Genomic DNA, 23,518 nt, shown 5'->3' with positions numbered 1-23,518 from the left:
TAAAGTAAATCTTTTAAAAGGAGATTGCTTTATTATGAATTTATCCCCAAATTGTTGGAATGAATATAGCGAGTTAAAAAGTGTCATCGTTTGTTCCCCGTCTTCTCTAGATGTACCAGATAAGAAAATAGCTTCTTATATTCAGTGGGAAGCTCCTGTTAACCATGAAAAGGCATGTGAACATCACGAAAACATGGTAAGTGGGCTAAGAGATTCTGGAGTCAATGTAGTGAAGTATGATGCGTTTTTATCACAAAAAGATCTAGCTTTTCATAAGCAGTTGATCAATCGAGTCTTTGTGCGAGACCTTGGCTGCGTCTTTGGCAATCATATTTTACCAGGTGAGGCTGGTACGACGATGAGGAAGCCGGAATACGTGACATCACACCTACTCTTCCAACAATGGTTCGATGAAAATACATTTTCCATCAAAGGAAACAACGATTGTAAAGCATTAGAATTTGGAGATGTGATGATTGTAAATAAAGATGCTGTATTCATTAATTCTGGAGTGCGGACAAGTATCGATAGCATCGAAGCGATCAAAGAGCAGGTCTTCGAAGCAGGTTTTTCAGAAATTGGCGTCATCGATCTGCCAAGAAGAGCAGATACGCTTCACTTGGATATGAATTGCAACGCAGTGGGACCAGATGTATATCTTGCTAAGAGCTACATGAGATTTTTTCCTGTGAAAGTCTTGTTACAAGGGTCGTCTAAGTACATGATGGTGGAAGCGTTTTTAAATCGTCACGGATGTGAAGTTGTCTGGACGGATGAAATCACCCATACGTTAGCTGATATTAACTTCTTGAATCTAAATCCAGAAACACTCTTGATCAGTACAAAAGCTAACAAGAAAATCTTTAAAAGCCACCCAAAGTTAAAAAAGATGAAATTAGTAGAAGTAAATGTAGGTGAACTCGAAAAAGGTGGGGGCGGTATTCGCTGTATGACGCTACCGATCGAAAGACGATAAAACAGAAGAAGGGTTATTCTTCTGTTTTTTTATTTTGCTCATATATTTTAGTGGACGTGGTATGAGCTTGCCCTATAAAAAGGAGGCAGATTGATGTTTTCCTTATTAACGAACCTTTTCCTTGTTGGCATCAGTGGTTTACTTGTTGGAGCAGCTGTAGGCAGAGGAGCGTATCGTCATTATTCACATAGAATGGAAGAACTTTATTTACTGTGTGGTGGCATGCTGATCGGGGTCATCGTATTTGAATTGATTCCTGAAAGCATGCATTCATTTGAGCCGATGGGCATTCTTTTAGGGGCATTGTTGTCTTTCTTATTGTTCGTATTGATTGAAGCAAGCTTTCATAATCGGCTTGTACATAATAAATATGTGCCTGTTATTGCATTTGTATTTGCTCTCCTTTCACATAGTATTCCAGTTGGAGTTGCGATTGGTATCAATGGAGATGGAGGGGAATTCGGAGGGGTGTTACTGTTAGCACTCTTCATTCATCATATCCCTGAAGGTGTCGCATTAGTTTTGTTCATGGCTATTTCAGGATTAAAGAGTAGGTATTCGATCTTAGCAGCTGCATTGATTTCCTTCGCGTTGGTTTTATCTGCAGCTCTTGGTACACATGTTGCGCCTTCTTATACCGTTAACGGATTTCTTACAGGTGTTGCGATCGGGTCACTTTCTTATGTGGCTTGGTATGAGATCATTTTAAAGGTAAAAGGACGTGTCTTCCTCAGAACTTTATTTTTATATATCTCAATGGGCATACTTATAATCGTTACATATATGAAGATCGTTCATAAACTTTTTTGACAAATCGCAAAAGAATCAGTAAAATTATAAACATCATATATGAACACATGCTCATATATAGAATATAATGACATAAGGTTCCTAATAGAGGAGTGGAAAGCGAGATGAAAGAGTATCGCTTAAAAGGCTTATCGTGCCCAAATTGTGCTTCAGATATGGAGCAACAAATTCAAAAATTAGATTACGGAAAATCGGCTCAAATTCAGTACAACTCGGGAAAGATTCAACTTGATGAGAAGATCGATCTCAAAAAGGTGAAAAAGATTTTAGCAACCGATAATGCTTCGTTACTAACTGAAGAAGATGAGCATGGTCACAGCCATCCATCATCGATTAAAATCTATCTTGGAATTGCTACTGGTGTGTTTATTCTTGCACTTCTAGTGGATGGAATGACTAGTTTTACAGCTGTACCATTTTACATTACCGCAATTATACTAAGTGGTTATCAAACATTTATTAAAGGGTTAAAAAACCTTGTTCGATTGAAATTTAATATAGAAACCTTGATGACGATCGCATTGGTCGGTGCTGTTGCGATTGGAGAATGGAGAGAGGGTACCCTCGTTGCCATTCTGTTTGGTTTAAACGAATACTTAGAAGGATTAGGCATGCAAAAAGCTAGAAAATCCATGGCTTCACTTCTTAAAATCGCCCCAAAAGAGGCTGTTATCATTCGTAACGGCTCAGAAGAAACAATTCCGATTTCTAATCTAAGTGTAAATGACTTGGTACTCGTGAGGTCAGGTGAAAAGATTCCCTCTGATGGTGTGATCGAAACTGGAAACAGCTCGGTCAATGAAGCAGCGATTACAGGAGAGGCCATGCCCGTTGAGAAAGCCGTTGGAGAAAGTGTATTTGGAGGAAGTATTAACAATGAAGGTGTTCTACGAATTAGAATTACAAAGGCGTACAAAGATTCCTCTCTTGCGAAGATTCTTCATCTTGTAGAAGAAGCTCAGGAAACGAAGACGCCGACAGAACAATTTATTAATCGTTTTTCTAAATACTATACCCCGTTGATCATGATCATTTCAGCACTTGTCATGATTGTTCCACCCGTTTTCTTCAATGCAAGTTTTGGCGAGTGGTTCTATCAAGGATTAGCCGTATTAATTGTTGGGTGCCCGTGTGCATTGATCTTATCTTCTCCTATCGCAAACATATCTGGAATAACGAGAAATGCTCGAAATGGCATTCTTATAAAAGGGTCCGTTCATTTGGAGCAGCTCGGCATGATCGATACGTTAGCGTTTGATAAAACGGGGACGCTGACGAAGGGAACACCATATGTTGAAAGAGTTGAGACATTTGATCACGCAAACTTCCTCACGGTTGCTGCAGCCATCGAAAAGCATTCTTCGCATCCTTTAGCAAAAGCGATCTTGAATAAGGTGAGTGAGTTCCCTTATCGAGAAAAAGAAGCAGAAGAACTCGAAGCAGTTGCAGGTCAAGGAATCGTGGCAAAGATTGATGGGAAACGTTATCGAATTGGAAATGAGAAGAGTGTGGAGGGGGCAGCTATCGATGAGAGTGTTCAGTCTCTCATCACGTCTATGAAGGAAGACGGGTTAACCTTAGTGCTGGTTGCAGATGATACAACTATCTTAGGGATGTTCGGGATTTCAGATGAGATTAGAGAAGAAAGCGAATCAGTGATGAGTGCGCTTCATTCTATAGGAATAAAAAATACAGTCATGCTGACTGGTGATCATCAAAAGACGGCAGAGAAGGTTACAAAACGAGTTGGCGTGCGTTCTTACTATGCAGGTTTGATGCCTGAAGATAAAGTAGAGAAAGTAAAGGAGCTAACAAAGAACGGTAACGTTGCGATGGTTGGAGATGGTATTAACGATGCTCCTGCTCTAGCGACAGCTGACTTAGGCATTGCTATGGGGAAAGGGACCGATAGTGCGATTGAAACAGCAGACATCGTGCTGATGCAAGATCACCTCGGGAAGTTACCTGAAGCAATCGGAATTGCAAAGCGAGTCAATCGTACCATCCGGTTCAATATCGCTTTAGCTCTTGGCTTAAAGCTTGTTGCATTGCTCTTAACGATTCCTGGTCTCCTTACGCTCTGGATCGCTATCCTATCAGATATGGGTGCAACCATACTTGTCACATTGATTAGTTTAACCATTCTATGGAACAAGAAAGAAAAGAAATCTGATGGAAAGCCTTACCCAGAGCTACAGCATTCGTAAACGGAAACCCCTGGTCACGTGCTAGGGGTATTTAAATTCGAAGAAATGAAAAATTTGTACCCTTTTCACATTAGGGGCTTGTGTCGTTGGTTATACAATTCTACTATTAGGATATGACACTTATGTCATGATCCATAAAGGATGGGAAGGGGAACACATCATGTACAATATTTTTTATCAGTCTCACGCAGGTTCATGGGCAATTCTTGTGCTTTTGCTATTCGTTAGCTTTTTTGCCTACAAGCAGAACATTTCAATTATGATTCAAAGACTCTTTTATCTCATAATGATTATTTCTGGTGCAGGAATGATCGTTCTACAATTTACAATGGGGTCATTTCCAATTCTCTATATTTTCAAAGGAATCGTTGCGATCGCTCTAATCGGAGTGATGGAGATCATCGTAGGGAAACGAAAGCGGTCAGAATCCACCAAAACACAATGGATTCTATTTGTAGTATTGCTTCTTATCGTACTCTTGATCGGATATGATGTAATAAGCTTCTAACCTAAAAAACGACGTCCAATTAGGACGTCGTTTTTTTTATTCCCAAGGCCGTTTTGTTGTTAATAGTCCAGCAAGTTCTTTACTTGCCTGACGATGTTCTCGTCTTTTTTCAGCTCGTGCGGGAGCGGTGTTATGAAGATTTTTTTCTTCTTCTGTTTCAGGGATAATCTGCGGTACTTCTAAAGGACGCTTATTTTCATCAAGAGCAACAAATGTCAAAAACGCAGTAGCAGCAATTTTTCTTTCTCCTGACAAAAGGTGTTCCGCAATCACCTTCACAAAAACCTCCATCGAGGATTTTCCGGTATAAGAAACATAAGCCTCTAGACAGACGGAGTCATCGGGTGTAATGGGATGTAGGAAATCAACAGAGTCGGTCGAGGCTGTTACCACTTCACTTCTGCAAAGTCTCATAGCTGCAATAGACGCAAGGTCATCGATATCACGCATCAACTGACCACCGAATAGTGTGTTGTGATTGTTTGTCGCTTCTGGGAACACGTGGCTCGTTTTTACCACAAGCGTTTCTCTGATGTATCTTTTTTCCATGTTGTCCTCTCCTTTTCGTGCAAAATAACTAGTCTAACTTTACTATGCCCTTCAACACTTTGAAGAAAACATGTGATGAAAGATTAGGTTATACATTCATGAAATTCGATTATGCTGGGAATTTTAATGGAAAGGAGGTTTGTTGAATGAGAATTTTGTTTCTTACTATAATCGCGCTAAATGTCCTGTGGTCTCCGACTTATGCAGAGAGCGGGGGGCGTTCTGAACTTGCGATCGTAATCGATGATCTTGGAAATAATATGGGTGGAACAGAGGAAATGCTTGAACTTCCTGTACCATTAACGGTTGCAATCATGCCTTTTCTTTCAACTACAAAAGAAGATGCCAAGTTAGCTCACAAAAAGGGGCATGAAGTGATTGTACATATTCCTATGGAACCACTAAGAGGAAAGTCGAGCTGGCTTGGACCAGGCGCGATAACAACGAACCTCAGTAATAAAGAAATAAGAAAAAGAATTTCGCGTGCGATCGACGATGTTCCATATGCGGTTGGGATGAATCATCATATGGGATCAAAAGCAACCGCAGATGAACGCGTAATGAGAATCGTGTTGGATGTTTGTAGGGAAAGAGGGTTGTATTATCTCGATAGTAAAACAACGGATAAAAGCGTTATTCCAAAGTTAGCGAACGAAATAGGAGTCCCTTATCTCGAGAATGAACTGTTCTTCGATGATATTTATACGATCAGTCACATGAGTAAGAAAGCAAGAGAGCTTGAGAAGCTTCTTAATGACGACGAAAACCATATCGCGATAGGACACGTAGGGATAGCTGGGAAGAAGATGGTTCAAGTGTTAAACGAATACATCCCTATCTACCAATCAGACGCAACGATCGTCCCTTTATCTGAATTAATTCCAAGCTTTGATATGATCGATAAGCAAGTTCCGTAACGATAGTTTGGATTTTAAACTGATCTAATGACGTAAACGCATCGTTAGCTATGAAAACATTAAATGAGGTGCATAATGTGAATCGTAGAGTAGAATGGGGTCTTTTGGCAGGGCGGTTAATATTAGGAGTGATCATGTTTGCTCATGGAATCCAGAAACTCGCTGGCATGGATAATACGGTTGCACTATTTGGAAAAGATAGGACAACCTGCTTGGCTTGCTTATTTTACTGCTATCGTTGAAGCAGCAGGTGGGGCCGCACTTATCCTTGGTGTTTTCGTTGTTCCTTCTGCAATCATTCTAGGATTGACGATGCTTGGAGCAATCGTCCTTGCGAAGCTTCAGATGGGGTTGATTGGCGGGTTTGAGTTTCCATTATCATTACTAGGGCTGTCTATTATTTTAGCTGTAACAGGAAGTAGGAAATTTTCGATAGCTGAGATCATAACGAATGAGAAATCATAGCATTCAATCAAACGTTTGTTTAACAGAATAGTGTTCATAAAGAAAGCGTCCGGAATGTGCCCGGACGCTTGTCTTTTATGGAATGTCGTGGCCCATAGAGCTAGTGAGGATGTCAAACCATTGGTCACGTGTTAAGGATAACGAAAGCGCACCAATCGCACTATCGATGCGATGCGTTTTACCTGATCCAACGATCGGCATAATGTCCGCTGGATGGTTAAGAAGCCAAGCATAAAGGACTTGGTCGATTCCCTCCGCACCAATTTCTGAAGCAACCTTTTCTAATGTCTGGCGTAAACGAGCTGCCTTTTCGTCAGTTGCGCTAAATACGTTTCCTCCAGCAAGAGGAGACCAAGCCATCGGTTTTACGCGCTTTTCCTGACATAAGTTAAGAGTGCCATCTTCAAAGTTTTCCAGGTTATATGCCGACAGTTCGATCTGATTCGTGATGAGTGGGTGATCGACATAAGATTGAAGCATATTGAACTGATGTTGCTTAAAGTTCGATACACCGAAATGGCGTACCTTTCCGTCTCTTTGGAGAGTAGAGAAGGCTTCTGCTACTTGTTCAGGGTCCATAAACGGATCAGGACGATGAATAAGGAGCGCATCGATATAGTCAGTGCCAAGAGACTTCAGTGATTGCTCTGCTGAAGCAATGATATGTTCTTTGCTCGTGTTGTAATGGTGAGATGTATGAGAAGGGCGGTTTGGAGATTCGAGAACGATGCCGCACTTTGTTACGATCTCCATCTCTTGTCTTAAAGACGGCTTAAGAGCTAACGCCTTACCGAATAGTTCTTCACACTCGTAACTACCATATATGTCTGCATGGTCAAAAGTAGTGATCCCACGTTCAAGGTTGTGTTCAATTAGGGCTAACGTTTCTTCGCTCGACTGATCCCAGTCTGCAAGACGCCATAGTCCGTGAATAATACGTGAAAAAGATAGATCTCCGCCTAGATTAACGCGCTGCATAGATAAACCTCCTGAATGAGCTATAGTTCGTACACCTACTATCATAGAAAAATACAAGCGTTTGCACAACTATAATGAACTAACACTTTCATTGAAAATGCTTCTCATTATCAACTATGGATGATATAATAAGTTAAAATTTAGACGAGAGGTGAGATGATGGTAGAAACTATACAGCTGTTATTGTTTTTCATGATTCTAATTGCATCGTTTGCTACATTTGCATTCATTCTGAGATCGGAAGCCAAAAAGAGTGGATATTTACGAAATAGAAGCACGCGACTTATAGAAAAAGTACCTCACCTAACAATTAAAAAAGGCTATTGACTTTTTAATTGATAAAGATTATCATTATCACATAAGGAAATGAAAATGAATTGTGTTCCCCGACATTGTTCATTTCAAAGAAGAAGAGAAGTTCCCCCTTCAAATAGCTGCCTGCACCGGTAGCTATTTTACTTAGTTGCGAACATTCACCTTTTATATCTTGACGCTGCTTCTGCAGGGTCTTTTTTCTTTTGGGTTGTGACAACTTATCAAACGTTAGATAGGAAAAGTTGTGCAAAGGAATACATATCACGTATGCTATAGGTGGGCTTTATTAAGTATGCTGTCATATAGATTAGACCATTATATCGTTTAAGAGAGGTTACACGAATGAGTTACGAAAATAAGAAAGAGTACTTATTGTTTGGTGCCTGGGCCACTGCAGTAATGGCTATGGCTGGAAGCTTGTACTTCTCAGAAATCCTGGGGTATGAACCTTGTGTGTTATGTTGGTATCAACGCATCTTGATGTATCCTCTAGTGATCGTACTTGGAATAGCAGCTGTAAAGAAAGATGCAGGACAATGGCTGTATGTTCTTCCGATTTCGCTTATCGGGGCTTGCGTTTCGTTCTATCATTACTTGATTCAGAAAACAACCTTCTTCGCTGAGTCCTCTCCGGCATGTGGAAGAGTTCCGTGTACTGGTGAATATATTAACGCATTCGGATTTATTACAATCCCGTTCTTAGCTTTAACTGGGTTTACCATTATTAGTGTTATTATGGTCGTATTGGCTATGCAGAAGAAGGAGGAAGGAAAATAATGAAAAAAATCATCATATTCCTTGGAATCATCATCGTATTATTCGGTGCCTTAGCTTTCATTACAAGCTATTCCAATAGTGAGAAGAGTGAAGACAACCCTTATGGAAAAGATTCATTAGAGCAAGGAACGATCGATCAGCTAGATGATCCTTTGTACCAAAATCAAATCCTACCTGAAGAATTAGATGAAAAGCTTTCGAATGAAGAAGACGTATTTGTTTATTTCTATAGTCCTGATTGTGTACATTGTCAAAATACATCACCTGTATTAGTACCTCTTGCAGAAGACATGGGCATCGACCTTAAGAAATATAACATCCTAGAATTCGAACAAGGTTGGAACGACTACAGAATTGAAAGCACACCTACAGTGGTTAAATTCGAAAATGGTGAGGAAGTCGATCGCATTGTAGGCTCACAGCCTGAGGAAAACTTTAAGACATGGATCGAATCAAATAAATAAAGTGTTAGACTGTCGATACGTTCGGCGGTCTTTTTTTATGTTTCGTTTTAAGTATTGATCGTCATCATAGCTTGTTTACTTTTTGCATAGAAATGAGGTAGTAAGGGAGTGGTTTTCGATGGGTCTTTTACATGAGTTCCGACAGTTTGCAATTAGAGGTAGTGCAGCTGATATGGGAATAGGAATGGTCCTTGGTGCGGCTTTTAGCAGCTTTATAGACTCGCTCGTGACTGATATCATCCTTCCGCCAATAGGTCTCTTACTAGCGAGAATCAATTTCTCTGAGTTATATATAAGCTTGAACGGGCATACCTACTCTTCCTTAGCGGATGCTAGAGAAGCTGGCGCCGCAACGATCAACTATGGGTTGTTTTTATCTACTGGTCTTCGTTTCCTCATTATTTTCTTCGCCGTGTTTCTTGTTGTACGGCAGCTTAATCGATGGCGAAAACCAGGACAAGATCCAATGAACGCGATGACACGCAAAGAGTGTCCTCTTTGTTGTACTGCGATCCCCTCGAAAGCCATTATTTGTCCAAACTGTTCAAGCTCATTGCGGGAAGAGCCACACGAACGCTATACACCGAAAGTTTCATTCAGAAAATAGGGAGAATCTTGATCGTTCACAGGTGAATCACTGCTGGTGATATACTAGTAGTACACGATAACTTGTGAAAGATGAGGTTTTGATCATGGTAGGATGTATGTTGATTCATGGATTTACTGGTGCTCCATATGAGGTAGAACCTCTTGCAGATTATCTTAGGGAACATACCGATTGGAAAATTTCTGTTCCTACGTTACCAGGCCATGGAGAGTACGAAACATTACATGGCGTATCCTTTCAGCAATGGATCGATACAGCGGAAGAAAAACTTAAAGAGCTCCTAGAAGCGTGTGACACCGTTTATCTCGTAGGGTTCTCGATGGGCGGAGTGTTAGCAGGATATCTTGCTACAGCATACAAAGTTGAGAAACTTGTATTGTTGAGTGCAGCCTATCGCTACATCCATCCCGTTCAGATGGTAAAAGATATCGGCAGAATGGTGTTAGATACGAGCAGAGGGCAAATTAGCCAAAATGAACTTTACATTCGTTATAAAGAGAAACTTAAAGTAACGCCATTCCAAGCATCCCTTCAATTCAGAAAGCTCGTTCAGAAATTAAGACCCTCATTTCGCGATGTAAAGGTACCTACCTTGATCCTGCAAGGGAAGCTCGATAGTATGGTACCTTATAAAACAGCACATACCATTTACCAGACGATCGGTTCAAAACAAAAGCAATTTCACGTGATGGATTGTTCACGCCACCTAATCTGTCATGGTGATGATCGCGATGATGTTATTCAAAAAGTGTATCAGTTCTTAACAAATGGAACGGACCAGTCTCATCATACGCTTGCTCCTTCTTAGGGTCTCGTTATAAAAAGGAGAAGGAACTTATGTTAAATTCCGAGATAACGCCTATAAGGTTTGCTACATATGCAAAAAGATTAGTGAATCGCTTGAAGACTCCTGCACTACGAGGGGTTATAATAACAGGCAGTTTTGCCAGGGGAGAAGCGGGCCCGAAATCAGACTTAGATGTATGGTGCTTCTATCATAAAGAAGTGATGAAGCCACTTTATCTACCTCAGCTTCCTGGAGTTCCAGTCCATCTCAGAAGCATGACGATTGAAGAATACGAGCTAACGATGAGTGGAGAAAAAGACGTGGTAGCTCCATATTTCGAACAGCTTGTTTTATATGGCGATACGCCTTTTCAATTACCAAAGAAAGAGTCCATTCAATCAGGTAAGATCAATTTGTTACATTCGATTGAATCCAGGCTGAATACGAGCGCTACAAATGAGGAGATGTATGATCTTCTCAACGGTGTTATGTATGTGATGCGAATCGAACGATATTTATCCATGTTGGAATATCCGCTGACGATTTCAGACTTGTATTCAACTGAACAGGATAAAACGAATCGCAAGTTGATCGAATGCTTCTCTACTTGTTTGTTAGGTGACGAGATTCAAGATTCAGCTCACATACTCTCGTTGCTTAAGGAATTCGTTATGAAAAGAAGTGAATGAGCAGGACTAATAGAGAAAGAGGTCGAAGGCATTACTTATCTTTTTATAAAGGCAGGTAGAGAGATGGCAACGTTTGAAGATTTTATGAAGCTAGATATTCGAGTTGGAGAGATTGTTGACGTAGAAACGTTTGAAAAAGCAAGAAAGCCGGCTTATAAACTAAAGGTCGATCTTGGTGACGAGGTCGGTGTGAAGAAGTCTAGTGCTCAGATTACAGATCTGTATGAAAAGACAGACTTAATCGGAAAGCAGGTGCTAGCTGTCATTAACTTTCCACCTCGTCAAATCGCAGATTTCATGTCTGAAGTATTGGTGTTAGGTGTGTACGGAGAAAGTGGAGTGGTCTTAATCCAGCCAGATATGAAGGTGAAGAACGGGGACAAGCTAGGTTAACAGAAAAAGACGGGGCGATATGCCCCGTCTTCTTAACGTTGTGTTGTTGGAATGGATTGCGGTTCGAACGCAATCTTTGCTCCTTCATAGATGGCTCGTTTGGCATCTAATTCTCCAGCAAGTCTTGCGCCACCAATAACAGCTACTTGAATGCCCTTTTCGGTCAATCGATCATATTCTTGTGGAAGATTAGACTCTTGACCTGCTGCTAGAATAACAGCATCTGCTTTTAAAAATTCTTTGTTATTCGTCTCACCATCCGTAATCACGAGCCCCTCCTCGGTGATTTCTTCATAGTGGAGGTTTGTACGGAACTTTACTCCATGTTTCTTAAGATCCTGCAGCATCGCCCATTTCGTTGTTTTACCGAGACCTTCTCCCATCTTTCCGTTACGACGAAGCATCAATATTTCGTGATCTCCTCGTTCGATCAAGTAGTGAGAGAGGTCGCATCCGATGCCCCCTGCACCGATAATGATGACTTTCTTTCCTACGGTTGCCCTGCCTGAGAGTACATCTGGGTAAGGTATAGCAAATTCGACGCCTGGGATAATAGGCTTTCTTGGTACAACACCAGTTGCAATGACGACAAGGTCAGGAGAATGATTCAACAGGTCTTCAGTAGAAGGTTTGTGATTGAGGCTGATCGATACGCCTAATCGTTTTAATTCAGTTGTATAATACCTAACCGTTTCATCGAACTCTTTCTTGATTGGGATTTGTCGAGCTAGATTGAACTGTCCCCCGATCGAGTCACTCGCTTCATAAAGGACGACGGAATGGCCGAGTTCGGCGTGTGCTCTTGCTGACTCTAGACCAGCAACACCGCCACCGACTACAAGCACTTTCTTCCGTTCGCTCGCTTTCTTATAAACCCACTTGTATTCTCTTCCCGCTCTTGGATTCACAAGACATGAGACGGCTTTTCCTTCAAACGCATGATCCAGACAAGCCTGGTTACAAGCGATACATGTATTGATTTGATCAAGAGATTGAGCCTGAGACTTATGCAATAAGTTAGGATCTGCAAGAAACGGCCTTGCCATCGAGACCATATCTAACTGCTGTAAAAGGTCATCAGCAAGAACAGGATCATTGATTCGGTTGCTACCGATAACAGGTATCGATACTTTTTCCTTAATATCGAGGGCAATTTGAATAAATCCTGCCCTTGGTACCATCATCGATATTGTAGGAGTAGTGGATTCGTGCCAGCCGATCCCTATGTTTAATACGTCTGCGTCGTTCTCTTCAACTAACTTTGCAAAAGCAAGGGTTTCTTCATGTGTAGTAGAGTTTGGTACAAGATCCATTCCTGAAAGGCGATAGATAATGGGATAATCATCTCCAACAGCTTTTCTTACAGCATTCAGCACCGCTAGCGGAAAGCGCGTTCTCTTCTCAAAGCTTCCTCCCCAATAATCTGTACGTTTGTTTGTAGCTGGTGACATGAACTGGTTAATAAGATAACCTTCTGACCCCATAATTTCGACAGCGTCAAACCCAACTTCCTTAGCTTTTCTACCTGCTTCCGCGTAAGATTCAAGCAGGTTGAGAATATCAAGTTCAGTTAGCTCAGTTGGAGTTTCCCTATGAATCGGAGATCTTATCGGCGATGGAGCAACTGCAGGAATACCGGTCAACTCAGAATAAGCGTATCGACCCGCGTGAAAAAGCTGAGCGGCGATGCGTCCACCTGCTTGGTGCACACGTGTTGTTAACCGTTTCATCGTTGTTAGGTCTTTTTCTCGATAAAAGCCTAAAAAATGATGTCCCCCGTCTCCTTCAGGGGATACCGAGATGCCACCGGTAACCATCAGTCCGGGCCCATACTTCCCAGCACGTTCCGTATAAAAAGAAATCATTGCTTCTTCTTTTTCGGGAACGCCTTCAATGCCTAGGTGCATCGAGCCCATCATGACTCTGTTAGGCAAGGTAAGCTTACGAATTTTGATCATTTCAAACAAACTTTTCCATTTCATATACAAATCACCACACCTTTTTGTTTATGACTGGATTCGCTGAATGACCATTCATTTCCTTTAAAAGTACTAAAAAAAAGAGCGCGAGGGGCGCTCTTAACTCTAGTCGATCTAATTTTTTTTGAAAGCAACAAGAAGGCCGCCTTCACCAGCATAAGTGCCGATCAAAGGTCCCATAGTCGAGAGGACTACGCGTTTAAACTTGTACCTTTCTTGAATTTGTTCCATTAGAGCTCTTGCTTTGTCTTCACAATTACTGTGTGCAATCGCGACTACTTTGTCTTCAAGATTATGCCCGTATTCACCAACTTTTTGGATGAATTGACGAATGGCCCGTTTGTTTCCGCGCACTTTATCGAGTACCTCTAGTGAACCATCATCGCCCGCTCTCATGAGCAGCTTAATATTAAGCGCAGAAGCGATCGTACCTTTCACTCGATCAAGCCTTCCACCTTTGATAACGTTCTCTAGCGTATCGAGAAGAAACATCGTTAGCGTTTCATCTGTATACATTTCGGTTTCCCTAACAATATTTTCAAAGCTTTCACCGTTCTGAGCCATTTCTGCAGCATGACAAACGATAATACCAAGACCTGATGACGCTGTTTTTGAATTGATCACTTCAACATCTCGATCAGGATGTTCCTCATGAAACATCTGCTTTGCCAATACGGCATTCTCATAAGTGGTGCTTAATGCCTTGGACAACGAAATAACAAGTATTTTATCTTCTGGTTCGGATTGTTCAAATTTTGTTAGGAAGTCCTGTGGTGACGGGGCAGAAGACTTCGGTAGTTCTTTCGCTTGCTTTAATTTCTGATAAAACGTCGGTGTATCGATATCAACCCCAGCTTTGTATTCTTTCTCTCCGAAAAGCAAGTTGAGTGGGACAACCGTTACGTTTAGGTCAGCTAGCATTTCTTCAGGAAAGTCGATGCTGCTGTCCGTAATAATTCGAATCGCCATGGATATTACCCCTTTATACAAATTACCTTTACCAGGTATTACGTTTATTGTACCACGCTTCGACAGAAAATTGATTGTAACCTACAGTTATGAAACAAGAAGGTTTGGAAAGTCTAAGAAAACGACCAGTTATTGGAGGACCAACATGACAATTATAAGACTTGGATACGTAGCAATGAGTATGGAGCTAAAGAATAGTTCTCCTTCTCAGACAATGACGTATACACAATTTCAGAAGCTCACGAACCGCGAAGCAGGTATTCGTAAGCTTGAACGAATTGCTAAATCAAACTTGGAGAACTGTCTGCGTCTTTTGAAACACAACAAAGGGAACGAAATTTCTTTCTTTCGCTTTAGTTCTAGATTAATTCCACTCGCTAACCACGAAGCATTAGAAGACTGGAGTTACATGGAAGCTTTAGAAGATGAACTTTACGCATTGGGAGACTTTGCTAAGAAAGAGAAAATGAGAGTCGACTTTCACCCTGATCACTTTGTATTACTTAATACCCCAAAAAAAGAAACATTAACAACATCTACGACTACACTTGCGATGCACGTCAGGTTGCTAGAGAAAATGGGGATCGATTCGAAACACCGGTGTGTGCTACACGTTGGTGGGGGATACAACGACAAAGAAAAAGCGTTAGAACGTTTTATTCATAACTGGATGTATATCCCTCGAAAAATTCAAGAGACCGTCATGTTAGAGAACGATGATACGACGTTCACAATGCTTGATACCCTTTATTTATGCGAGAAACTAGGGATCCCGCTCGTATTTGATTACCATCATCACCTGGCCTGTCACAGTGAGGAAGAATGGGAGAAAGACTGGTCTAGAGTTGTTTCTACATGGAACTCATCACCCTTACCAGTGAAAATGCATATTTCTTCTCCGAAGAGCGAAAAGGAGTTTCGGAGTCATGCGGATTATGTAGATTGTGATATGTTTTTTCAGTTCTTGAACGCTGTTAAAGGAAGCACACCGCAAATCGATTGTATGATTGAAGCAAAGCAAAAGGATCGAGCATTGTTTCAACTTATGGAAGAGGTAAAGAGAAGGGATGATATCGAAGTAATCGATCAATCTACGTTTAAACTAAAATAAAAACCGGGGACTCCCGGTTTCTATTCAGTGATCTTTTTATCTTTTTGTTTTGTAGATGGATTTGTTTCGTTAGCATGTTCAACAGCTTGAGCAAGCTCTTTTTTCATTCCGCGTTTCTTCTTCTTTGACATGATACCCCCTCCTTACCAAGTATCGTTTCCATGAAGAAGCGGTTTATGCGGACATAGAAAAACGGCGCTTCAAGACGCCGTTTTAGTCATATAAGCTTTGATTGCATGTAGGCATAGGTCTTTGTATGTTGCATGTTGATCGTGATCACCAGTCATCAACCATTGAACCATAAATCCATCGATTAAGCTTCTGATCGTTTTTGAAGCATGATCAATATCACCCACGGTAAAACGACCTTCTCCTTGTCCATGATGGAGGATTGTTTTACAGATCGAAGCACAATTTTGATAAAAGCGTGCATTGATCTCTCTATAACGCTCGTTCCGAGTCGCTTGAGCGAGAAAATCTAAATAAACTTTGTAAAAACGTTCATTCTCAAGAGGACCAACGAACACGGAGTTCACGTATGCTCTTAACATGGCTTCTGCCGACGTTTCTTTTTCGACAGCCATTTTTTCTTTTTCATAGATTCGTTCAGTAATCTGTATTAATAAGTGAGCTAGAACATCTTCTTTATTTTTGAAGTAATAGTTCGATACCCCTTTACTGACATCCGCGTATTCAGCGATGTCTTGGAGAGTAACGGCTTCATACCCTTTATCAGCGACAGCCTCAAAGGCTGCTTTAATGATTTGTTGTCTTCTCATTTCAGCTTTTTGCTTCATTCATCACAACTCCTTGCACTAATCATTATACATAATTGGGTAATGAAGATAAACAATTCAATTTATTTGACCGGTCAGAATAATTTTTGTTACTGTTAGTTCATAACGAGTTTAAAGGAGGATTATTTTGGCACAGTTTAAAGCACTCGTAGTAGATAAAGTAAATGAAGATACAAATGTATCAGTGAAGGATGTAGAAAAAGAAGATCTGTCGACTGGTGACGTTCTTGTTAAGGTGCACTATTCAAGTGTGAACTATAAAGATGGGTTAGCAACACATCCAAAAGGTAAGATCGTAAAGGAATACCCTCATGTTCCTGGGATTGACCTTGCAGGTGAGGTCGTTGAGTCCGACAGCCCGGAATGGAAAGAAGGAGACAAGGTTATCGTAACAAGCTACGATTTAGGCGTTTCCCATTCAGGTGGCTTTAGTGAGTACGCACGTGTGAAATCAGAGTGGATGGTTCCTCTTCCAGAAAACTTAACTCTAAAAGAAGCGATGGTATTCGGAACAGCCGGATTTACAGCTGCCCTTTCTGTCCATCGATTAGAGCAAGCTGGTATCACTCCTGAGAATGGACCGATTCTTGTAACAGGAGCAACTGGCGGAGTGGGAAGTATGGCAGTTTCGATCCTAGCGAAGAAAGGATATGACGTAACTGCAAGTACAGGAAAAGAATCAGAGCATGGCTACCTAAAAGAGCTAGGCGCTTCCTCCATCATCAGTAGAGATGAAGCAGCACCCGAAGACTTTAAACCACTCGGCAAGCAAAAGTGGGCTGGCGCCGTTGATCCTGTTGGAGGCTCAACACTTGCGGCAGTTCTTAGTAATCTAAAGTATGGTGGAGCGGTAGCTGTAAGCGGGTTAACAGGCGGCACGAAAGTTCCTACATCCGTTTTTCCATTTATTCTTCGAGGTGCAAACGTGTTAGGAATCGATTCTGTCTATTGTCCGATGGATGTGCGTAAAGAGGTTTGGAGTAAGATCGCGAGCGAGTACAAACCATCTCATCAACTAGAGGCAATGACAAATGAAGTAACGATCAATGAACTACCGGACGTATTGAATACAATTCTAAAAGGACAGGTAAGAGGAAGAACGATCGTTTCTTTCAACGATTAAAAGTCATTTAACTAAAAAGCCTTCTAGCCATTTTACAGGTTAGAAGGCTTTTTTATTATTCTGCTTCCTTTACTCTTCCAACTGTAAGACCGTCGCATAATGGAAGAATGATCGATTCGAGACGTTCGTCGTTTGCCATCTTCAGGTTAAATTCTCTGATTGCTTCTACATTGTCATCCTTGATCGTTTCGTCAAAAACTCTGTCACCTTGGAGTGTATTGTCAGCAGCGATGATAGCCCCTGGCGATGCAAGCTTGATGGCCATTTCAAGATAAGCAGGATAATTCACCTTATCAGCATCGATAAAGAAGAAGTCATACCTTTGACCTGCATTATAAAGAGATTCCATGTTTTGAAGAGCGGGACCAATGACATACTTTACTTTCTCTTTTAGTCCAGCTTTTTCTAAGTTACTATGAGCAACAGTTGCATAGGATTGTTCAAGCTCTAGTGATGTTAATGAGCCTTCCTTACCAAGTGCTCCGGCAAGAATGATTCCGCTATACCCACCTAACGCTCCAATTTCCAAAACATGACGAGGGTTTCTCATCTTTACGAGTATGGAGAGTAAGCGGCCTACCTCAGGTTTAACTGAGATGGATGGCATTCCATTTGCTTTGATTCGCTCGTTGACCTCTTGAAGAAGGGGATCTTCAGAGCCAAATAATAAATGAATATAGTCATCGTGATTTGTTGCCATGCGGATCTCATCCTTTCAACGATCTATTCGCTATTATTGTTGTCTAGTTAGTAGCTACTGTCAAGAAACTTTCCTGAACCAAGGAATTTTAGAAATAAACCCCTGGGAAAATAAGGGTTAAAGGGACTTTAGTCCCTTTCTTTTTAACGAGAGTTGGGAAACTAAGAAATGAAAGTCGCAAATAATGAGTCAAAAGTTATTGCTATTTCCCAATACCCGCTTATATCATTCAATGTTACACTAGTACTAACAGCAAGGATCGGTCTTAAATATCCAACCTTTTTCCTGTTATCGTTGAAAAAGGCGGCTGACTATGGAGGGGGAATTAAGAAAATGGCATACGGTAACAAAGCGTTATACGAAGAACAGGACCCTTTAACCGTTGCGCAACCTATCGATCGGGTCAATGTACCTAAACTACCGATTACTAGTGATGAAGGTTATTCAAATGTTGTCAAAGACGCAAATCATAACTATTGGTTCTCAAAACAATTAGCCCCTAACCATTTTGAGGTGTATGTTTTCATTCATCGTCTCGCTCAGCTGCGCACGTTTCAGGTTAATGGTAGTCCGAGTTTCTATGAGTATCACAATAGCATCTGCATCGCATGCGAAGGTGAAGAGTGGAATGGGTGGATTTATGAGTTTTCAAAAGACGACCCCCGCATCACTCATCAATGGCATGTGAAGGGAATATTTTGTGATTTGAAGCGAAAGGGAAATAAGCTGATCGTTTCCTCTTATTGCGTGGAAGAAGATAAAGCACTACTTACGGTGTTTGGTGAGAATGGGAAGAATGTCATTGAGTTAGAGAAAGGATATTCTCCAGTGAACATGCTTGTTGAAGATCATGGTATCTATATCGCGGCTCTTTCGATATCGGCAGCTCAACAAGATAAGATTCTACTACTAGATGGAGAGTTTCGTGTTCAACAATCTTTCCTTCTAGACTTCTCCCCACGTACGATCTATTCATGGAACGGCTGCTTGATCGTACATGGTCTGAACGGAAGAACGGGTAAAAGCGATCAGCTCGTCTATATTTGCGCGAAAACAGGCGTCCAAGAAAAATGTTCGATTCCAAGCGTTGAATTGATCGACTGTACGGAGAAGCACCTTACGTTTTATGATGCAGACGATAAAGTTCTATCACTTTGGGACCATCAACTAAAAGAAATAACGAGTATGAGGGAGTCTGAACGACCACATGTTTCAACCCTCTTTTAGATGTTAAAGCCTGAGCATTCGATGCTCAGGCTTTTATTTATTCAAGTAAGAAAGACTCTAGTGGTCATTTATAGATAGCATAAAATAACAGTGATATACTAATTGAAGATATGATGTACTAGATATGCAAGAAAGCGAGGTAAGAGATGCGACCTGATCCTTCAAAAAAAATAGATCGAAGAGGATTAAAAGTATGGCAGATAACAGGTGTCATTCTTTCAATTCTTCTACTCGGAATTGTAGCCGGGATGTTCAGCTTGCACTACTTAGTGGTTAAACTTCCAATTTGGAGTTTGGTTGCAACCTGTGTTGTTGTAGCCGTGTTAATCATGCTACAAATTTGGATACTACCGCTTCTTCGCTACAAAAAATGGCGGTATGAAGTAAGTGAACACGAAATTGAACTAAAACATGGCGTTATCATCGTCAAGCGTACATTGATACCGATGGTACGGGTTCAGCACGTTGATACGAGGCAAGGACCGCTACTGCGCGCTTATAAGCTTTCTTCCGTAACCATTTCAACAGCAGCCACCACACATGAAATACCTGCTCTCTCTAATGAAGTTGCTGATGAGTTAAGAGATAAAATATCGGTACTTGCAAGGGTGACCGAAGATGATGTCTGAGAAAAAACGACTGCATCCTGTTGCCATGCTGCTTGCTTTCTTAGCTTCATTGAAGGAAGTAGCACTTCCACTCATTATTTTCGTCTTTATTGGTAGAGGTGGAGAAGGATATTCATGGTGGCACTTTTTGATCATGGGTGCCTTCTTGTTATTTACGTTAGGAAACGGTGTTTTATCATGGTGGTTTTATACGTATCAAATAAGAAACAACGAATTACAAATTCATCAGGGCTTTATTTTTCGAAAGAAGCGATTTATTCCACGTGAACGAGTCCAATCGATCGATACATCTCAAGGAGTGATCCAAAGGATCTTTGGACTAGTAAAGGTTCAAATCGAAACGGCTGGCGGTGGAGGAGAACCAGAGGTGGTCATGTCAGCTCTAAGTCGTTTTGATGCTGAACAATTGAGATCAGAACTATACAAATCCAGAAGGCCGGAAGAGGCTGAGGAAACGTTCGTAAATGAACCTCCTGTAAAGGAATATCGGTTATTGAAGAAAGACTTAATCATCGCTGCATCCACGTCTGGAGGTATAGGGGTATTCTTATCCTTCATCGCTGCGATCGGTTCACAGGTGGATAATATCCTGCCTGATGAATTCTACTCGATCATTACTGAACGAGTCATGGATGCGACACTCACATTTATCTTAGTGATCGCTTTAATTGTTTTACTCCTATCGTGGATTTTTTCTGTATTAGGAACAGTACTGAAATACGGAGGGTTTGTCCTTTCTCGAACAGAGGACGACCTTATTATAAAAAGAGGGATATTAGAGCGTCGCCAATTGACGATTCCTGTGCAACGTGTTCAGGCAATAAGGGTAGTTGAAGGCTTGTTAAGGCAACCTTTTGGCTATGCTACGATCTATGTTGAAAGTGGAGGCGGTGGTGGAAAGGATGAACAGTTTTCAACGATCTTATTTCCACTCCTGAAACGTAAGAGAATCCAAGCATTTTTAGAAGAGTTAATTCCTGAAGTACCTGTCCATCAGGAGCTCACGCCGCTTCCTCGGAAGGCAAGAATTCGTTATATGATACGGTTCATGCTACCGTCACTCATTCCTGCTTTGTTGATCACTTATTTCGTTCCATTTGGTTATCTTTCATTTAGTATCCTTCCGGTCGCTTGTTTTCTTGGTTACCTTCACCATAAGGACGCCGGCTGGAGTATAAAAGACACGACATCGCTCCTGCAGTTCAGACAGATCGGCAGGGTTCGTGTTTATGTACCACGTAAGAGGATCCAGGCTATGGAGCTAAATTCAACGCTGTTTCAAAAGCGTAAATCGTTGACGACAATACAGGTTTCAATTCTTTCTAGTCTTGCAGGTAAACAATTTAGGGTTAGAGATATTGAGCTTTTGAATGGACATGACCTGTTGAACTGGTATTCTTACAATAATAGTACGAAAAAGAATCATCATTCGGATGAATAAAAAGTAAGGAGGAAATCAATGTACATTGTGAACTCTGTCATCAACGTACCTAAAGAAAAAGTGGACGAGGTCATCGGGATTTATCAGAAACGTTCAAGGAGAGTCGATGAATTCGATGGTTTTAAATCCTTTACTTTACTACAAAGTGAACACCGCCCAGAAGAGTTGACCGTACAGATGCAGTGGGAGACGAAGGAGCACTTTTTCAATTGGATGAGAAGTCCAGCTTATAAAGAAATACACGAGTTAGAAAAGAAGTATCCAGATGCAGAACTTGCTGCAGTTAAGCCAAAAGTATATCGCTACAAGGTGGTTGCAGAATGAGAAGCACCATCGATCAGGTCGTTGAACGAGTTGTAGAAGGAATATACAAAGATATGCCAGAACTTCTTGAGAAATTCGGTGAACGAGGCAGATCCAAATGCATCGAAGATAACTACCATCATATGAAACACCTAGAGTCTGCTCGCAATTTAGATGCAGATGAGTTCTTTATCGACTACGCACTTTGGCTCAATAATCTCTTAACAACAAGAGGAATGGAAACGAAGCATGTCATAGATAATTTTGAACGGCTTGAACGAGAAATATCGAAAACGACTTTCGAAAATAAAGAGGACTATCTAAGAATTCTTTCAAAAGGTAAAGCTGAGTTAGAAGAATTGAATGTAGACAGTCCTTCATTGTAAAAGAGGTGATCATTTGCCTATAGATATCGAAAAACTAACCAATACCCTTCTAGAAGGGGAAGAAGATCACGCGTGGGAACTGATCGAAAATAAAGCAGAGCTAATGGAAAATAGTCACCTCACTTTCGAAGTGTTAACAAGCGCCATGCAACTAGTAGGGAAGCTGTGGGAGGAGAACAAAATCACTGTTGCTGATGAGCACCTAGCGACGACAACGTGTGACTATGTTCTTTCTCGATACGCATATACAAAAAAGAAATCGAAACAGTCTCCCAACGGGAAGCGTGCACTTTTCTTATGCATCGATCAAGAGCAGCACTATCTAGGTTTGAAAATGATCTCGCTATTATTTGAAGAGCATGGTTGGGAAACAAGGTTATTAGGGGCAAATCTCCCTCTTGAATATGCGGTTCATACCGTCAAAAAGTGGCAGCCTTCGGTAGTGGGGATATCCGTCGCAATTCTGTATCATGCTGAACAGTTAAAGAATTATGTTTCCGAGCTCGGAACCCTGCAGTCTCAACCAGAAATCTTGGTAGGTGGAAGGCTTGCGTCGAATTACGATCTAACCAAGTATTGCTCTGAAAATACGGTGTTAGTTCCTGGTCTTAAAGAAATTAAATTGTGGCTTGAAGAACAGAAAGGTGATGTCTCTAATCATGGTTGACTTTACTCATCATCCTTTACCTGCATTTCTTGTTGATCACGATTTAAATATTAAGGGGCAATCACGACTGGCAACAGAATTGTTCTCTAAACCTGATTCTTTCCTTGATTTCGTTGACTCCGGAAGCAAGCAGAAAGCACTTGAACTAATAAAGGATCAAGAGGAATTCGAGCTTGTACTCAACACCGTGGAGTCACCTTACATGCTATTTAAAGTGTTTGCACGTTGGCATGACGGCGAAGGGCAACTCTTGTGTGTTAGACAAGATTCTCAAATTATGGAACTTTCTTCAATGCTCCAAATGCAGCGTGATCGGTTAGCAGAAACCAATTTTGATTTACTTGATAAAAAAGAAGAGCTGGAAGAAGCGATGAGTAAAATTAAGAGGTTGTCGAGTCCTTTTCTTCCGATTTCGTCATCCTTAAGTGTTATTCCACTATTTGGTTCTCTTGATGAGGAATTATTTTTGATCAATGAACAGCAATTACTTTCGACCCTTCAAAATGGAAATTATGAATATGTCATTCTAGACTTTAATGGCATAGGTGAAATAGAGGAGAGAGGCGTTTTTGCATTTCAGTCTTTTTACCGCATGATTCAGTTGATCGGCGTTTCTCCAATCCTAAGTGGATTAAAGCCTCAGCATGTTTTTCAATTGATGGAAAATGATTTCAATGTGGATCAAACGTTCCACATCACTGGGAGCTTAAAAGACGCAATTTCACAATATAACCTATCTTGAAA

General features: G+C 41.0%; 28 protein-coding genes. 22 read left to right on the top strand and 6 right to left on the bottom strand.

Annotation, left to right across the window (positions count from 1 at the left end; genetic code table 11):
* Positions 1–34: 34 nt before the first annotated feature.
* From ACXADT_RS02620 to ACXADT_RS02605, 4 genes are all read left to right on the top strand, one after another.
* Positions 35–976 (top strand): arginine deiminase family protein, encoded by a 942-nt coding sequence (locus ACXADT_RS02620; protein ID WP_474833176.1) that lies wholly within the window; start codon positions 35–37, stop codon positions 974–976.
* 93 nt (positions 977–1,069) lie between these two features.
* Positions 1,070–1,786: a ZIP family metal transporter gene (locus ACXADT_RS02615; RefSeq protein WP_270182861.1), complete on the top strand. Its 717-nt coding sequence runs from the start codon at positions 1,070–1,072 to the stop codon at positions 1,784–1,786.
* Positions 1,787–1,890: 104 nt separating this feature from the next.
* Positions 1,891–3,993, top strand: coding sequence for a heavy metal translocating P-type ATPase (locus ACXADT_RS02610; RefSeq protein ID WP_474833174.1), 2,103 nt, complete (start codon positions 1,891–1,893; stop codon positions 3,991–3,993).
* Between the two features lie 160 nt (positions 3,994–4,153).
* Entirely contained in the window at positions 4,154–4,501 is a 348-nt protein-coding gene (locus ACXADT_RS02605) for a DUF1516 family protein (RefSeq protein WP_270182859.1), read from the top strand.
* Between the two features lie 36 nt (positions 4,502–4,537).
* Here ACXADT_RS02605 and ACXADT_RS02600 read toward each other — a convergent pair whose 3' ends face one another.
* Entirely contained in the window at positions 4,538–5,050 is a 513-nt protein-coding gene (locus ACXADT_RS02600; protein ID WP_270182858.1) for an acyl-CoA thioesterase, read from the bottom strand.
* Between the two features lie 146 nt (positions 5,051–5,196).
* Between ACXADT_RS02600 and ACXADT_RS02595 the strand changes: the two genes are divergently transcribed.
* The 3 genes from ACXADT_RS02595 to ACXADT_RS02585 are packed head-to-tail and all read left to right on the top strand — an operon-like array spanning position 5,197 to position 6,432.
* Positions 5,197–5,967, top strand: a complete 771-nt coding sequence (locus ACXADT_RS02595) for a divergent polysaccharide deacetylase family protein (RefSeq protein ID WP_474833173.1) — start codon at positions 5,197–5,199, stop codon at positions 5,965–5,967.
* 50 nt (positions 5,968–6,017) lie between these two features.
* Entirely contained in the window at positions 6,018–6,209 is a 192-nt protein-coding gene (locus tag ACXADT_RS02590; RefSeq protein WP_474833171.1) for a DoxX family protein, read from the top strand.
* The gene (locus tag ACXADT_RS02585; protein WP_474833170.1) at positions 6,157–6,432 is read left to right on the top strand and encodes a DoxX family protein; all 276 of its coding nucleotides are present in this window, start codon (positions 6,157–6,159) and stop codon (positions 6,430–6,432) included. The genes ACXADT_RS02590 and ACXADT_RS02585 overlap by 53 nt, the downstream gene beginning before the upstream one ends.
* Before the next feature lie 75 nt (positions 6,433–6,507).
* On the opposite strand, the gene ACXADT_RS02580 is transcribed toward ACXADT_RS02585, so the two are convergent.
* A complete protein-coding gene (locus ACXADT_RS02580; protein WP_474833168.1) occupies positions 6,508–7,410 on the bottom strand; it encodes an aldo/keto reductase in 903 nt (300 codons plus the stop codon).
* Positions 7,411–8,067: 657 nt separating this feature from the next.
* Between ACXADT_RS02580 and ACXADT_RS02575 the strand changes: the two genes are divergently transcribed.
* From ACXADT_RS02575 to ACXADT_RS02550, 6 genes are all read left to right on the top strand, one after another.
* A complete protein-coding gene (locus tag ACXADT_RS02575) occupies positions 8,068–8,502 on the top strand; it encodes a disulfide oxidoreductase (RefSeq protein WP_474833167.1) in 435 nt (144 codons plus the stop codon).
* The gene (locus tag ACXADT_RS02570; RefSeq protein WP_270182853.1) at positions 8,502–8,966 is read left to right on the top strand and encodes a thioredoxin family protein; all 465 of its coding nucleotides are present in this window, start codon (positions 8,502–8,504) and stop codon (positions 8,964–8,966) included. Before ACXADT_RS02575 ends, ACXADT_RS02570 begins: the two co-directional genes overlap by 1 nt.
* Before the next feature lie 118 nt (positions 8,967–9,084).
* Positions 9,085–9,573: a large conductance mechanosensitive channel protein MscL gene (gene mscL / locus ACXADT_RS02565; RefSeq protein ID WP_474833165.1), complete on the top strand. Its 489-nt coding sequence runs from the start codon at positions 9,085–9,087 to the stop codon at positions 9,571–9,573.
* Between the two features lie 85 nt (positions 9,574–9,658).
* The gene (locus ACXADT_RS02560) at positions 9,659–10,381 is read left to right on the top strand and encodes an alpha/beta hydrolase (protein ID WP_474833164.1); all 723 of its coding nucleotides are present in this window, start codon (positions 9,659–9,661) and stop codon (positions 10,379–10,381) included.
* A 29-nt stretch (positions 10,382–10,410) separates the two neighbouring features.
* Positions 10,411–11,049 (top strand): nucleotidyltransferase domain-containing protein, encoded by a 639-nt coding sequence (locus ACXADT_RS02555; protein ID WP_474833162.1) that lies wholly within the window; start codon positions 10,411–10,413, stop codon positions 11,047–11,049.
* Between the two features lie 63 nt (positions 11,050–11,112).
* Positions 11,113–11,442 (top strand): tRNA-binding protein, encoded by a 330-nt coding sequence (locus ACXADT_RS02550; RefSeq protein ID WP_474833160.1) that lies wholly within the window; start codon positions 11,113–11,115, stop codon positions 11,440–11,442.
* Between the two features lie 32 nt (positions 11,443–11,474).
* Here the strand turns inward: ACXADT_RS02550 and ACXADT_RS02545 are convergent, their stop codons facing one another.
* Positions 11,475–13,424: a 2,4-dienoyl-CoA reductase FMN-binding domain-containing protein gene (locus ACXADT_RS02545; protein ID WP_474833158.1), complete on the bottom strand. Its 1,950-nt coding sequence runs from the start codon at positions 13,422–13,424 to the stop codon at positions 11,475–11,477.
* A 111-nt stretch (positions 13,425–13,535) separates the two neighbouring features.
* Positions 13,536–14,390: a DegV family protein gene (locus ACXADT_RS02540; RefSeq protein ID WP_474833157.1), complete on the bottom strand. Its 855-nt coding sequence runs from the start codon at positions 14,388–14,390 to the stop codon at positions 13,536–13,538.
* Between the two features lie 145 nt (positions 14,391–14,535).
* Between ACXADT_RS02540 and uvsE the strand changes: the two genes are divergently transcribed.
* Positions 14,536–15,501: a UV DNA damage repair endonuclease UvsE gene (gene uvsE, locus ACXADT_RS02535; RefSeq protein WP_270182846.1), complete on the top strand. Its 966-nt coding sequence runs from the start codon at positions 14,536–14,538 to the stop codon at positions 15,499–15,501.
* A 200-nt stretch (positions 15,502–15,701) separates the two neighbouring features.
* Here uvsE and ACXADT_RS02530 read toward each other — a convergent pair whose 3' ends face one another.
* Positions 15,702–16,298, bottom strand: coding sequence for a TetR/AcrR family transcriptional regulator (locus tag ACXADT_RS02530; RefSeq protein WP_474833155.1), 597 nt, complete (start codon positions 16,296–16,298; stop codon positions 15,702–15,704).
* 124 nt (positions 16,299–16,422) lie between these two features.
* Here ACXADT_RS02530 and ACXADT_RS02525 point away from each other — a divergent pair, with 124 nt between their 5' ends.
* Positions 16,423–17,421: an NADPH:quinone oxidoreductase family protein gene (locus ACXADT_RS02525; protein ID WP_474834631.1), complete on the top strand. Its 999-nt coding sequence runs from the start codon at positions 16,423–16,425 to the stop codon at positions 17,419–17,421.
* Positions 17,422–17,476: 55 nt separating this feature from the next.
* Here ACXADT_RS02525 and ACXADT_RS02520 read toward each other — a convergent pair whose 3' ends face one another.
* Positions 17,477–18,121: an O-methyltransferase gene (locus ACXADT_RS02520; RefSeq protein ID WP_474833153.1), complete on the bottom strand. Its 645-nt coding sequence runs from the start codon at positions 18,119–18,121 to the stop codon at positions 17,477–17,479.
* Between the two features lie 168 nt (positions 18,122–18,289).
* Between ACXADT_RS02520 and ACXADT_RS02515 the strand changes: the two genes are divergently transcribed.
* The 7 genes from ACXADT_RS02515 to ACXADT_RS02485 all read left to right on the top strand — a co-directional run bounded on the left by ACXADT_RS02515 (position 18,290) and on the right by ACXADT_RS02485 (position 23,516).
* Positions 18,290–19,348, top strand: a complete 1,059-nt coding sequence (locus ACXADT_RS02515; RefSeq protein ID WP_474833152.1) for a hypothetical protein — start codon at positions 18,290–18,292, stop codon at positions 19,346–19,348.
* 146 nt (positions 19,349–19,494) lie between these two features.
* Positions 19,495–19,977, top strand: a complete 483-nt coding sequence (locus ACXADT_RS02510) for a PH domain-containing protein (protein WP_270182842.1) — start codon at positions 19,495–19,497, stop codon at positions 19,975–19,977.
* Positions 19,967–21,418, top strand: a complete 1,452-nt coding sequence (locus ACXADT_RS02505; RefSeq protein WP_474814565.1) for a PH domain-containing protein — start codon at positions 19,967–19,969, stop codon at positions 21,416–21,418. The genes ACXADT_RS02510 and ACXADT_RS02505 overlap by 11 nt, the downstream gene beginning before the upstream one ends.
* 18 nt (positions 21,419–21,436) lie before the next feature.
* Positions 21,437–21,742 (top strand): antibiotic biosynthesis monooxygenase family protein, encoded by a 306-nt coding sequence (locus ACXADT_RS02500; RefSeq protein WP_270182840.1) that lies wholly within the window; start codon positions 21,437–21,439, stop codon positions 21,740–21,742.
* Positions 21,739–22,107: a hypothetical protein gene (locus tag ACXADT_RS02495; RefSeq protein WP_270182839.1), complete on the top strand. Its 369-nt coding sequence runs from the start codon at positions 21,739–21,741 to the stop codon at positions 22,105–22,107. Before ACXADT_RS02500 ends, ACXADT_RS02495 begins: the two co-directional genes overlap by 4 nt.
* 13 nt (positions 22,108–22,120) lie before the next feature.
* Positions 22,121–22,774, top strand: a complete 654-nt coding sequence (locus ACXADT_RS02490; RefSeq protein WP_474833150.1) for a cobalamin B12-binding domain-containing protein — start codon at positions 22,121–22,123, stop codon at positions 22,772–22,774.
* A complete protein-coding gene (locus ACXADT_RS02485; protein WP_270182837.1) occupies positions 22,767–23,516 on the top strand; it encodes an STAS domain-containing protein in 750 nt (249 codons plus the stop codon). Before ACXADT_RS02490 ends, ACXADT_RS02485 begins: the two co-directional genes overlap by 8 nt.
* The last annotated feature ends 2 nt before the right edge of the window (positions 23,517–23,518 follow it).

This window comes from Anaerobacillus sp. ABR4_321 (assembly GCF_056158505.1).
The sequence above is the reverse complement of the archived record's forward strand: the minus strand, read 5'-3'. Positions and strand labels throughout refer to the sequence as shown.